Origin of the sequence: Embleya sp. NPDC059213, from assembly GCF_042754445.1 — a bacterium.
Classification (GTDB): domain Bacteria; phylum Actinomycetota; class Actinomycetes; order Streptomycetales; family Streptomycetaceae; genus Embleya.
Map to the genome: position 1 here is coordinate 1 of NZ_JBHZAV010000060.1, position 13,332 is coordinate 13,332.

7 protein-coding genes are annotated in these 13,332 nt (G+C 72.0%); 2 read left to right on the forward strand and 5 right to left on the reverse strand.

Features of this window, described 5'->3' with window-relative positions:
- The 5 genes from ACFXMF_RS22565 to ACFXMF_RS22585 form a co-directional block, all read right to left on the reverse strand.
- Nucleotides 1-1,624: CocE/NonD family hydrolase (locus ACFXMF_RS22565; RefSeq protein WP_380020741.1), on the reverse strand; the 1,624-nt coding region annotated here is incomplete at its 3' end.
- Nucleotides 1,625-1,855: 231 nt separating this feature from the next.
- Complete coding sequence (locus ACFXMF_RS22570) at nt 1,856-2,809, reverse strand: alpha/beta hydrolase (protein ID WP_360322877.1); 954 nt, start codon at nt 2,807-2,809, stop codon at nt 1,856-1,858.
- 3 nt (nt 2,810-2,812) lie between these two features.
- Complete coding sequence (locus ACFXMF_RS22575) at nt 2,813-5,788, reverse strand: ATP-binding cassette domain-containing protein (protein WP_379992208.1); 2,976 nt, start codon at nt 5,786-5,788, stop codon at nt 2,813-2,815.
- Nucleotides 5,781-8,222, reverse strand: coding sequence for an MFS transporter (locus ACFXMF_RS22580; protein WP_360322873.1), 2,442 nt, complete (start codon nt 8,220-8,222; stop codon nt 5,781-5,783). The genes ACFXMF_RS22575 and ACFXMF_RS22580 overlap by 8 nt, the downstream gene beginning before the upstream one ends.
- A 120-nt stretch (nt 8,223-8,342) precedes the next feature.
- Complete coding sequence (locus ACFXMF_RS22585; protein ID WP_360322871.1) at nt 8,343-9,674, reverse strand: ABC transporter substrate-binding protein; 1,332 nt, start codon at nt 9,672-9,674, stop codon at nt 8,343-8,345.
- A 184-nt stretch (nt 9,675-9,858) separates the two neighbouring features.
- On the opposite strand from ACFXMF_RS22585, the gene ACFXMF_RS22590 reads away from it, so the two are divergent.
- Nucleotides 9,859-10,761: an alpha/beta fold hydrolase gene (locus ACFXMF_RS22590; protein ID WP_379987995.1), complete on the forward strand. Its 903-nt coding sequence runs from the start codon at nt 9,859-9,861 to the stop codon at nt 10,759-10,761.
- Nucleotides 10,762-11,036: 275 nt separating this feature from the next.
- On the forward strand, nt 11,037-13,328 hold the full coding sequence (locus ACFXMF_RS22595; protein ID WP_379987996.1) for a hypothetical protein: 2,292 nt from the start codon (nt 11,037-11,039) through the stop codon (nt 13,326-13,328).
- The last annotated feature ends 4 nt before the right edge of the window (nt 13,329-13,332 follow it).

Genomic DNA, 13,332 nt, shown 5'->3' on the forward strand with positions numbered 1-13,332 from the left:
CGTCGGGGGCGTACCAGGTGCGCGCCGGGTCCAGGGCGCGGTGCGAGCCCGCCAGGGAGCCGGAGCTGAGCGGGACCGAGGAGCCGTCGGGGGCCACGTCGGTGACGGTGACCACCCAGTGCGTCTCGGGGGTGTTGGACTGCGCGTACAAGGTCGCGCCGATCGGGCCGGCGAGCACCTTGGTCTCGGTCAGCGGGGCGGTGGTGTAGACGAGCGAGCCCGGGCCGGTCTCGCGCGCCGTGTTGCTGTCGGTGCAGGCGGGATCCTTGATGAAGCCGCCGAGCCACTGTGCGGTCGAGCGGGTGCACGGGCTGTTGTTGGCGGTCCAGCTGATCCACTCGCTGTTGTTGCCGGTGGGCGCGGTCGGGGTGAGCAGGCCGTCGTTCGTGGAGGCCGAGGCGCTGCCGGTGCGGCCCTTGTCCAGGTAGAGGCGGGTGGGGTCGGCGCCGGTGAAGGGGTAGTTGCGGGTGTCCAGCCAGCGGTTGCTGCCCAGTTCCTTGACGTGCAGCGGGTTGGCGCCACCGGTGATGCCGGTGTCGATGCCCTTCAACCACTTGTCGTACCAGCGCAGTTGTAGGGCCGGCAGGTCCAGGGTCGGGTCCTGACGCGGGTCGTGGTACCACGGGCCCATCAGGAGCTGGTAGCGGTCGGTGACCGGCTGGCCGGCGATCATCGGCGCGCCCACCGGGCGGCCCGCCCAGGCGTTCTGCAGACCGGCGTAGTTCATCAACGCGCCGCGCTGGAACAGGTCGTACCAACCGCCGACCAGGAACGCGGGCACGCCGTTGGCGACCACGTTCGCGAGCATGTCCGCCGGTCGGCGCTGCTGCCAGAACGAACCGTCGTAGGCCTGTTCGCCACCGCCGAGCAGGCCGGTCAGGATCGGCAGGTTGGCCGAGGCGACACCGCCCAGGTGTTGCAGCTCCAGGGCCAGGGTGTCCAGGATGTTTTGCGTCGAGCCCTCGCGCAGTGCCTCGGCCAGCGGCGCGGTCATGTGCGAGATGCCGGTGTAGGTCAGCCAGAAGGACATGAACTCGGCATCGGGGATGCCGCCCATCGTGGCCAGTTCACGGTAGAGGTCGTTGCCGGCCACCAGCGGGAAGATCGCCTTGATCGGCGAGTTCGGGCCGATGGACGAGGCGGTCATGATCTGGTTGATGCCGGCGTAGGAGCCGCCGGTGAGGCCGACCTTGCCGTCGGAGTGCGGCACCTGGGCCGCCCAGGCCACGAGTTCGGCGCCGTCCTGGCCCTCCTTGGGCGCCCACGGCGACCACGAGCCGTTGGAGGTGCCGGTGCCGCGCACGTCCGCGGCGATCGCGATGTAGCCGCGCTGCACGAACCAGGACAGCTCGGCCTCGGTGGAGCCCTTGCCGTACGGGGTCTGGGTCAGCAGCACCGGGAACGAGCCGGTGGCGGGCGTGGTGGTGCCGGCGGTGGCCGGGGTGTAGACGTCGACCCGCAGGACCGTGCCGTCGGACATGGTGACCGGCAGGTTCTGCTGCTTGGCGATGCCGTACTGCGCGACGCTGCCCTGCACGAGCGGTGTCGCGGCGGCGGTGGTCGAACTCGCCGGGACCGCGCCGAACAGCGCGGCGAGCAGGGCGAGGGTCGAGGCGAGGGCCACGCCGATGCGTCGGCGGGCCGCTCTGCGTGCTGTTCTCTGTCGGGGGATATGGACGGGTATGTGGACGGACACCCTGACCTCCAAGGATCACGCAAGACAAGGGGACGGTGGCGCAACGTGCGTCGGGAGGAACGGAAAGGGATGGAAGGGACGGATGGGATGGCAGGGAAAGGGAGGGATGGGACCTGTGCGTGGGTCGCTTCGGGTCCGGAGGGGACGTGAATGTCCCGGTCAGGGCGCGAGCGTCCCGCTGAGGGCGCGCCGCACGGAGGCGGCGCGGAGGTCGCCGACGAGGGCGTGGGTGACGGTGCCGGGAATGACCCAGCCGCCGTGCAGGTGGGCCAGCACCCGGAAGGCCGCGCCCGGGACGCCGGCTTCGTGCAGCCGGGTCAGGTAGCGTTCGCCCTGGTCACGGACCGGGTCGTATTCGGCGACGGTGATCACGGCCGGCGGCAGTCCGCTCAGGTCGGGCTCGAACATCGGCGAGACCCTGGGATCGCGCGGGTCGGTGACCCCGGCCAGGTAGAGGCCGAAGAACTCGTTGCACGCCTCGGGCGTCAGGCCGCCGAAGTCGAGGATCGACTCGGGGTCGCCGTCGGTGTCCATTTCGGTCAGGTCCAGGCACGGGACGTCGAGCAACTGGGCGCGCGGCATCGGCAGTTCCCGGTCGCGGGCGATCAGGCACAGCGCGGCGGCCAGGTTGCCGCCCGCGCTGCACCCGCCGACGACGACGCGTTCGGGGTCCAGGCCGAGTTCGGCGTGGTTGGCGTGCAACCACGCGTATCCCGCGACACAGTCCTCCAGCGGTACCGGATAGGGATGTTCGGGGGCGAGGCGGTAGTCGACCAGGGCCACCGCGCACGGCACCGTCGAGGTGATCGGCCCGAGTTCGACCTCGGCGGTGTCCAGGTCGCCCTGGAACCAGCCGCCACCGTGGATGAAGTAGAACACCGGTGCGGCGGCGGGCAGTCCGGCCGGTCGCAGGATGCGTACGGTGATCTCGCCGTCCGCGACCGGCACCAGGTGATCGGTGGCGGTGACGTCGTCGGGCCGGCCGGTGAACGCCAGTCGCATGGTCGCGTTCGCGAGCTTGCGCCGCTCCTCCAGGGTGCCGGGCGGCTCGTTGGTGTCGCGGTGGGCGGCCAACAGGTCGATGATGCGCTGAATCGGCGGGTCCAGGGGCATGGGTCAGCTCTCCATCACGGGGTCGGGCATGGGGTGCGAGCGGGCGGGGGCGGACTCGGGGCCGCCCCCGGAGCCCGGGCCGGAGCCGGAGCCGGACTCGGCCCCGGATGACGTTTGGGTGTCGCGGACGGCCGCCGTGGCCGCACCCGACCGGTCGATCGCGCGGGTGTCGGTGCCGAGGTAGCCGGCGATCACGGCCGGGTCGGTGCGCACCTGTTCCGGTGTGCCCTCGCTGATCACCCGCCCGGCGCCCAGGCAGTACAGCCGGTCGCTGATCGACATCATGAACGGCATGTCGTGCTCGATCACGATCATCGCGGCGTCCAGTTCCCGGCGCAGCCGCAACAACAGCGGGCCCAGGGCCTCGGTCTCGCGTTGTGCGACACCGGCGGTCGGCTCGTCCAGGCACAACACCCGCGCGTCCAGTGCGATCAGGTTGGCCAGTTCGACGATCCGCCGGGTGCCGGTGGACAGTTGCGCGACGGGGGTGTCCGCGTAGCGGCCCAAGCCGACCAGGTCGATCAGGTCGGCGGCCTCGGTCCGGCGGTGGCGTTCGGCGCGCGTGGCGGCGGGCAGGAGCAGCGCGGTGGACAGCAGGCCGGACCGGCGGCGCGCCTCCAGTGCGACCAACACCGTCTCCCGCACCGTGAGTTCGGGGAACAGGCGGGCCGCCTGGAAGGTGCGCCCCAGGCCGAGGGCGGCTCGCTTGGCCGGGGCCCGGCGCGAGACGTCCTGTCCGAGCAGTTCGACGGTGCCGGTGGCCGGTGCGAATCCGCCGATCGCGTTGAGCAGGGTGGACTTGCCCGCGCCGTTGGTGCCGATCAGGCCGAGGATCTCGCCGGGGCGCACCTGGATCGACACGGAGTCCACCGCCGTGTTGCCGCCGTAGCGCACCGACACCTCGCGGGTGCGCAGCACCGGAGCGTCGGCCGAGGCCGTCGGTGTCTGGGTGCGCTCGCGAACTCGTAGAGGACGTTCCGGTTTCGGCGCGGACGTCGACGGCTCGGGCTCCGCCGGCAACCGCCCTTCGGCCCAGCGCAGCAGCGCCGCGCGTGCCGCGTTCGCGATCTGGGTCAGTCCGCCCGGGAAGTACAGCAGCAGGACCAGCAGTCCGATGCTGGAGGCGAAGATCGGCACGAGCGAGTTGCCGGGGAAGAAGGCGGGCAGTCCGACCACCCACACCGACCCGATCACCGGGCCGACGGTGGAACCCAGGCCGCCGATCACCACGATCGCGACCAGGGTCAGCGAATCCGAGACCTGGAAGAACCGTTCGGTCAGCGGCACGCTCTGCACGCTGCCCGCGAGCAGCGCGCCGCCGAGGCCGGCGATCGCCCCGGACAGCGCGAACGCGGTGACCTTGGTGCGCAGCGGCGCGACGGTACAGGCGGCGGCCGCCTCCGGATTGTCGCGGACCGCGATGGTGCGCCGCCCGGTGCCGTGTGCGCGCAGCCGGGCGATCAGCGCCAGCACCACGATCAACACGACCAACAGCACGTAGTAGTAGGTGCGTTCGTCGGACAGGTCGAGGCCGAACAGGTCCCCTCGGGGCAGCGGCACCGAGGACGCGTTGCCGTCGGTGAGGAACGGCCGCCGGTAGAGGTAGCCGGCCGCCGCGACGCCGAGTGCGAAGGTGCTGACCGCGAGCAGCATGCCGTCCACCCGCAGCGCGCCGGCGCCGACGATCGCCGCCAGCGCGGCCGTGACCAGTGCGGCGATCAGCGCGGAGAGCGCGAACGGCAGGGCCTGGAAGGCGATCGTACGGTCTGCGCCGATGTCGATCGAGAGGCCCCGGGTGAGCGCGGCCGTGGTCAGCGCGCCCAGACCGGCGAACGCCATCTGGCCGAGCGAGAGTTGGCCGGCCCAGCCGGTGAGCACGGTGAGCGAGCAGGCGCAGATCGCGAACGCCAGGATGGTGCCGTAGAGCAGGTGCCGCGATGCCTGGGTGACCACCAGCGGCAGCAGCACCGCGACCAGGAGCGGTAGCACCAGGGCGAGTCGGTTCAGGTGCCGGATCCACCACACGCCGCGCAGTCGTTCCGGGATCGGGGCCGGGCGCGGGCCGGTGGCGAAGGCGCGCACGTCGCCGCGACCGTCCGTACGGGCGTCGCGCCGGGCGCGCACCCACACCGCGGTGACCACCGCACACAGCAGCAGGAAGTCGACCAGACCGGTCTGTTCGACGAAGTTGAATCGAACGGCCGCCTGGAGCACCCCGATCACCACCCCGGCCAGCATCGACCAGCGGAACGAGGTCAGACCCGCGATGACCGCGGCGGCCATCGCCCGGACCATCGTGTTCGGGCCCAGGTCGGCGGTGGCGGAGACCCGGCCGGACTGGCCGGCGATCAGGATCATCGCGAGGGTGGAGAGCAGGCCGGCCAGGGTCCAGACCACGGTGGACACGATCTTGGGGCTGATCCCGACCGTACGGGCCAGGTTGGGGTTCTCGGCGGACGCGGTGACCGCGCGGCCCTGGGTGGTGCGGCCGAGGAACCAGGTCAGCGCGCCGGCCACGAGCGGGACCACGACCAGGACACAGACCTGGGCGCCGGTCACCCGGACTCCGGCGATCTCCCACTGTTCGGTGATCGCCACCGGGTAGCTCGCCCGGACCGCGCCGTCCACGTCGGGCAGCGCGCGCACCGCCGCCACGCAGGCCTGCGCGACGCCGATGGTGGCGATCAGTACGGTCACCCGGGCCGAGTGGAACAACCGGCGGATCACCGCGAGTTCGACGATGGTGCCGGCGAGCGTGCCGACCAGGAGGGCGCCGATCAGCGCCGCCCAGAACGGCACACCGTAGTTGATCACCGCGAGCGGCAGCAGCGCCGCGCCGATCACCCCGAGGTTGCCGACCGCGAAGTTGATCACCCGGCTGGACCGGTACACCAGCACGATGCCCAGCGCGATCAGGCCGATCGCGAGGCCGTTGACCAGGCCGTCGAAGGCGATCTGGCGAGTCATCAGGTCAGCCATGGTCGGCAACCTTTCCGGCCGAATCCGTGGGGTCTGCCGAATCGGCGGGGTCGGTCGGATCGATGGGGCCCGTCGGATCGATGGGATCGGCCGGATCGGCCGGTTCCACGACCGCACCGCCGCCGGCGGCGCCGTCCGGATCACCGGCCTCCGCGTCGCCGCCCAGGAACACCGCCCGGACGAAGTCGCGTTCGGCCAGGTCGGCCGCCGCCCCCTCGAACCGGATCCGGCCCTTCTCCAGGAAGATCGCCCGATCCGCGATCGACATCGCCACGTTCAGCGACTGCTCGACCACGATCATCGCGAGGCCCTCGGCCTTCAACCGCTCGATCACCGCGAGCAGTTCGGCCACCATCGCCGGCGCCAGGCCGAGCGAGAGTTCGTCGATCAGCAGCACCTCGGGGTCGTGCAACATCGCCATGGCCAGCGCCAACATCTGCTGCTGCCCACCGGACAGGGCCGAGGCCGGCTCGTCGGCCCGTTCGACCAACTGCGGGAACAGCCCCAGCGAACGCTCGATCCGGGTCCGCACCTGCTCGGGATCGGCGCGGTGGATGTACGCGCCCATCTCCAGGTTCTCCCGCACGCTCATCCCGGGGAACACGCCCGCACCGCCCGCCAACGACACGATGCCCAGCCGGACCCGCTGCTCGGGGGCGACGAAGGTGACCGTACGGCCACCCAGCCGGATCACCCCGCGTTCGGGCGTGGCCAGGCCCGCGATCGTGCGCAGGATGGTCGATTTGCCCGCGCCGTTGGTGCCGAGCAGGGCCAACACCTCGCCGCGGCGTACCTCGAAACCGACGTCGAACAGCACCTGGACCTGACCGTAGGAGAAGTCCACGTGGTTGAGCTGGAGCACCGGGACCTGATCCGGTCGGGCCTGCCGGCGCTCGTGCTCCTGGTATTCCTCGTGCAGTTCCGCCTCGATCAGCGCGAGGTCGTCGCGCACGTAGCCGGCACCGCGCATGATCAGCAGGCCGCCGATCACGGTGGTCGGCACCAGCGTGATCAGCACCGCGGTGCGCGGGCCGAAGCTGTCGATCAGCGGCGCGGAGACCAGGCCGCCGCCGGTGGCGCCGATGAAGAACACGTAGATGGACGCCATCGCGGTGCCCAGGCCGCGCAGTCGATACGGCACGATCGTCTGCATCAGCGGTCCCATCAGCGCGAACGCACAGGACAGCAGCACGATCTGCGGCACCCCGAAGACGGTGTAGAGCACCGCGTTGGGCGAGAAGTACTGAAGCGGCGCGAACAACGCCGAGGGCACGATCAACAACCCGATCAGCCGCAACGCCTGCGCCGGGTCCTCGCGGAAGCGCCGGTCGTAGTAGCGGCCGATGAACGGCAGCACCACGAGTCCGCCGATACCGCCGGCGGTGCCCACCAGGCCCCGGTCGAACGCGTCCAGGCCGTATTCCTGTTCCAGGAACAGGTTGCCCAACACCGGTGTGGTGAACAGGCCGAAGCCCATCGCGGCGAACGCGAGGATCACCGTCTTGAGCGTGCGGATCCGGCCCAGCCGGGCGAACGCCGCCTCGATCGAGATCGGCGGCGGGTTCTCGTCCTCGATCACCTCGCCGAGCGTGTCCTTCTTCTCCCATTGCCCGCGCGGGGGTTCGGGCAGGAAGAAGGCGAACGCGGCGAAGATCACCACCGGCAGGCCGAGCAGGTAGTACGCCCAGCGCCAGCCGTCCGGTCCGCCGACCGCCGCCGCGATGCCGCCGACCACCAGCGGGCTGAGCACCGCGCAGAGCCGGCCGGACACGCCGATCGAGGCGCCGAGTCGGCCGCGGATCCCGATCGGATAGGTGTCGGCCAACAACGACCCCTGCACGGGACCGCTGTTGGACTTGGCCACACCCGCGCCGAACCGGGTCCAGAAGAACATGAACGCGTTCGTCGCGAAGCCGGACAGGAACACCATCACGGCGAAGAACGCGGTGGAGATGCCGATCACCGGACCACGCCGGCAGCGGTCCGCGATCCAGCCCATCGGCACCGCGCCGAGCACGGTGAACGCGCCCGCGGCGACGCCGAGGAAGACGATGGTGCCGTTGCCCACGCCCAGGCTGTCCCGGATGTCGGGGGCCAGCACCGCGAGCGCGGCGCCTTCGAGTTCGTCGAGCGCGGTCAGGATCAGCAGCACCGTGAACACGGACGTGCCGCCCCGGCGCAGCCCCTGACGCAGGGTCGATTGCTCGGCGGCCGGTTTCCCGGCCGCCGGGCGGGCTCCGTCGCCGACACCGGGGACGGCGGTGTCGGCGACGGTGGTCGGGCCGGGTGTGGCCGGCGGCGACGTCCGGCCGCGGCGCGAGGTGCGCCCGGCCGGCCGCGGTGATTCGTCCAGGATCGCGCCGGCGAGGTCCGCCAGGTTGCCCGGCTCGCCCGCGGTGTCGTCCCGCTGAGGTGCGGCGGTGCCGCCGTCCATAGGTGATCGGCCTTTCTTGTGGTTCGCGTGCCGTCACTTCGTGTCGTGTGAGTCGGCTGCCGTCACGTGGTGTCGGGTGGGTCGGCTGCCCTCACGTGGTGTCGGGTGAGCCGGCTGCCGTCACTTCGCGGCGGAGATCGGCGGTCCCGCCGGGAGCATCTGGTTCTGCGTCGTGTCCCAGCGGTACACACCCACCGCGTCGCCGGCGCTGTGCTTGCCGGGGGCGAGCGAGGCGAGCGGCATGCCGGGCAGCGAGAGCTTGGTCAGCGACTCGGCGCCGCGCTGCCAGGACGCGGCCGTGAGGTCGCGACCGGCGGCGTCGGCGGCCTGGACGAACAACCGGAACGAGGCGCACGAGTTGGCCACCGCGCTCAGCGCCTCCCGGCTCGCCGCCGGGGCGTCGAAGCGCTCGCCGCCGCCGGCGTTGTACTCGTCCACGCACGCCGTGACCGCAGGATCGGCGAGCAGTTCCGCCTTGGTCGGGATGTACGGCGCGGCCACCGTCACCTTCTGCATCGTCGCGGGCTTGATCCCGGTGGTCTTGACCACCGCCGGGCTCAGCGCCTGCGCCGAGGTCGCGTAGACCTGCTCGGGCAGCCAGTTCGCGCGTTGCAGCGCGATCATCAGGTTGGAGAAGTTGGACGTGTTGAGGATCGTGTCGGCACCGGCCGAGCGCATCTTCTGCACCAGCGTGTCCAACGCCTGGTCACCGGCGGCCTGGTCGGTGCCGTAGTCGTCGAGCGGGGTCTGCACGACGATGTCGACGCCGGCCGCGTCCAGCAGCGGTTTGACGGTGTTCTTGGTCACCGCCGCGTCCTGCGCCTCCCAGTACAGCGCGACCTTCTTGCCCTGGAGCAACTTCTGGTCGAGCAATGCCTGAACGGCGGCGGCCCGTTGCCGGTCGTCGGCCATCTCCAGCGCGACGAACGGCGCCTTGGAGCGGCGGTCCCGCTCGGCGGACTGGCCCCACTGGCCCAGGTACGGCGTGCCGTGCGTCTCGGTGAAGCACAGCGGGGTGTCCCCGGTGAGGATGCCGATGGCCAGGAACACCTTCTTGTCCTCGCTCAGCTCCACGCACGCGGCCTGCGCCTCGGCCGGGCCGGTGGGCAGGAACGGGCGGAAGGCGAGTTCGATGGTGCGCCCCTGGACGCCGCCGCGCTTGTTCTGCGCGGCGATCCAGGCGGCGTACAGGTCCTTGCTCGCCGGGCCCTCGCTGGGCACGCCGAAGGCCTTGAGCTGGGCCGGGTCGGTGGCGGCGACGCCGAGCTTGACGGTGGTGTCGGTGACGCCGCGGGCGGGGCCGCTCGGGGCCGCGGCCGGGCCGGCGGGCTTCTTGTCGTCCGATTTCTTCTCGACCGAACAGCCGACCGAAGCGGTCAGGCCGAAGGTGGCGAGCAGGACGCCTATTGCGATACGTCGCGCCGGAGCGGGTCCGTCTCCTCGGAGCAACACAGGGGCTCACCTGTCCTTCGAAGGAAGCAGTGGATCACGGGTGGTTCGGTCGCCGAGAGCGTCGGGTGTGCCGACGTCCGGTAGCGGATCCGGGGTGGGAATGGCGGCCGGGGGGCCTTGGCCCCGAGGAATCCGGGGGGATTTGTGTGTCACATCACGACGGCGGGACGCTAACATCGAATACATGCCAGATGGAAGGCTTTCGTGGACGGCATCATCCCGACTCCTCGCCGGCGGTACCCGCGGCGAGGCCGAATCGCATCACTCCGACACCCCTCGACCACCCTTTTCCGGGGCGGATCTGCGCTACTGCGACCTGCCCTCCGCCGCGCCCGAGCCGGGCCCGGCACCGCTGCTCCTGCTGCACGGATTCGCCGGCAGCCTGGCCGACTGGGACGGTGTCGCGCCACTGCTGGCGCGGGATCGCCGGGTCCTGGCCTACGACCATCGCGGACACGGTGACAGCACCAAGTTCGCCGACCGAGCCGCCTACACCTTCGATCACCTCTCCGCCGACCTGGAGGGGTTCGTCGAGCGGGTGTTGCCCGAGCCGATCGATCTGCTCGGGCACTCGATGGGCGGCGTGCTGGCGCTGCGGTACACGCTGGCCCATCCGGACCGGGTGCGCTCGCTCGTGCTGATGGACACCGCCGCCGAGCCCACCTCCACGCCGCTGCTTCGGGTGCTCTCCGGGGGCATGAACGCGGTGGTCGGCAGGTTCGGCCTGGCGCCGCTGCTGACCTTGCTCAAGCCGTTCTCCCGCCCTCCGGCGGGGGCCACGGCAGAGGACCTGGCCCGCCGCGAGCGGCAGACACGCGCGATCACCGGGATGGACCCGGCCGCGTTCGTCGGGTGCGCGCAGGCGCTGGGCACGTATCCGTCGCTGGTCGGCCGGCTGGCCGAGATCTCCTGCCCGGTCACCGTCGTCGTCGGCGAACACGATCGGCGACTGCGGGGCGCGGCGGAGCAGTTCGCCACGGGCATCCGGGGCGCGGAGCTTCGGGTCGTCGCGGGGGCCAAGCACAGTCCGCAGACCGAGCGGCCGCAAGCGTGGTTGGCGGCGGTCCGCGAGCACCTGGCCCGGTAGCCGGGCGGGTTGCCGGCAAACGCCGGGCGGTTGTGTGCTCAAGCGCCGAACCGGCCGAGCGGACCCGGCCTTCGGCCGAGGTGACCCGAACGCCGGCCGGGCCACGGATTGCCCGACTTGGATGCATCTACTCCATATTGCTGCCGGATGGTCCGGGCCTTTCGCCCGGCTTCGGTACGTGGTTCGGCGTCGGCATCGGCCCGGCCGGATTTCGTCCGGTTTCGGCGCCTGGTTCGGCGGCCGGAATTTTCAGTTCGACACGAAGGAATGATCGCGTGATCGTCAGTACCGACTTTCCACCCGGCCGATGGCGGGCCCGGTGGATCTGGGCCGACGCGGCGGGTGGCCCGCAGGGGCGGCATACCGTCGCGTTGCGGGCCGTGCTCGATCTCGACCGGGTGCCCGAGCGGGTGCCCACGCGCGTGGTCGCGTTGTCCGGGTACACGCTGGCCGTGAACGGGGTCGAGGTGGCCCGCGGGCCGGTGCGCGCGAATCCGCGCCTGCGGCCGTACGACGATCTCGATCTGGCCGCCCACCTGCGCCCGGGCACCAACGTGGTGACCGCGCTGGCCTGGGTCTACGACGGGCCCAATCCGTGGTGGTTGCCGCCGTCGCCGTTCGCCAACGACCTGGTGCACGGCGCGTTCGTGCTCGAGGCCCGGCTCGGCCCGGACGCGTGGTTCGTCACCGGCGAGCACTGGCAGGCCCGGGTCCTGGCCGGGTGGACCGCGACCCCCGGCGGCGGCACCATCTCCGGGCGCGGTCGCGAGCTGCTGAACGCCCGTGCGCTGCCCGCCGATTGGCAACACCCCGACCACGATCCCGGTTGGCCGGCGGCGGTGCTGCGGCGCGCGATGACCACCGGCGAGCCGGGTCGGCCCGAGCCGCCCAGCTACCCCGGCGGCCCGTTCGGCGGCCGGCCGATCACCTGGCCGCAACCACGCGAGACGGTGCTGACCCCGGGCCCGGCCGGCGCCTACACGGCGGAGCAGGTGCTCTCCGGCACCGTGGTCGTCGACGCGCACGGCCCGGCCGGCGCCGAGGTCCTGGTTCGCACCGCCGAGTTCGTCGACCCGAACGGGCGGCCCGCGCCCGGCGAGCACGACGCGAGCCTGGCGGTGACCGTCGACGGCACCCGTCGCGCCCTGGAGTCGTTCGACTCCTACGGCCTGCGCGGCGTCCTGGTCGAGGCCCCGGACGGCGTCACCGTGCACCGCGTGGCGGTCCGCGAACGCACCTACCCGGTCACCGGCGACGCGTGGTTCGCCTGCTCGGATCCGCGCCTGGAACAGATCTGGCGGGTCGGACGCCGCACCGTGACGCTGTGCTCGGCGGACGCCTACGTCGACTGCCCCACCCGCGAGCAGCGGGCCTGGACCGGCGACGCGGTGGTGCACCAGATGGTCGACCTGACCACCAACTCCGACTGGCGGCTGGCCCGCTGGCATCCCCGGCTGGCCGCGTCGCCGCGCTCGGACGGGATGTTGCCGATGGCGGTGGCCGGCGACGCCGAGTGGGCCGACTTCACGGTGATCCCGGACTGGGCGCTGCACTGGGTGCACTCGGTGTGGAACCTGTACCGCTACGTCGGCGATCGCGAGGAGATCGCCGAGTTGCTCCCGGTGGCCGAGCGGGTGCTGCGCTGGTTCGTGCCGTTCCTGGACGACACCGGCCTGCCCACCGACGTCTTCGGCTGGGTGATCATCGACTGGTCGGCCGTGCACACCGAGGGCGTCTCGGCGGCGCTGTGCGGGCTGTGGGGTCGGGCCCTGCTGGAGTTCGCCGAACTGGCCGACTGGCTCGGCGATCGAAACCGGGCGGACTGGGCACGGGCCGCGCATGCCCGGCTCGTGCTCGGCTTCGAGCGGCTGTGGGATCCCGAGCGGGAGCGCTACGCGGACTCGATCGCGGACGGCGAGCGCCGCCCGATGGCCTCCCAGCACGGCCAGGCGGCGGCGATCGTGGGCGGCCTGGTGCCGGCCGAGCGGATCGAGCGCCTGGTGACCGTGCTCACCGCCGAAGAGAACCTGGTACACGCCGCGTTCAGCGCTCCGGACGGCCCCGCCGAGCCCGGCTCGAACACCGAGGTCGGCGGGGCGCACCTGCGGGCCGGGCCGCCGAAGCCGTGGTGGGACACCGGTCACGCGGTGGTGCGCGCCCAGCCGTTCTTCCGCTACGTGGTGCACGACGCGCTGGCCCGAGCGGGCCGGGCCGACCTGATCGCCGGCCTGTGTCTGGACTGGGCGGCGCTGCTCGCCCGCAGCGAGACCTCGTGGAGCGAGACCTGGTACGGCGGCACGATCAGCCATGGTTGGTCCTCGACGCCCACCCGCGACCTGATGACGCGCGTGCTCGGGGTCGAGCCGGCCGAACCGGGCTTCGCGGTGGCCCGGATCGAGCCCGCACTCGGAGAGTTGAGCCGGGCCTCGGGCGCGGTGCCCTGCCCGGCGGGTCTCATCGAGGTGACGGTGACGCCGACGCTGCTGAACGTGCACAGCCCGGTGCCGTTCGTGCACGCCGGCCGGTCCTACCCCGCCGGCCGGCACGAGATCGGCCGGGCGGGCTGACGCA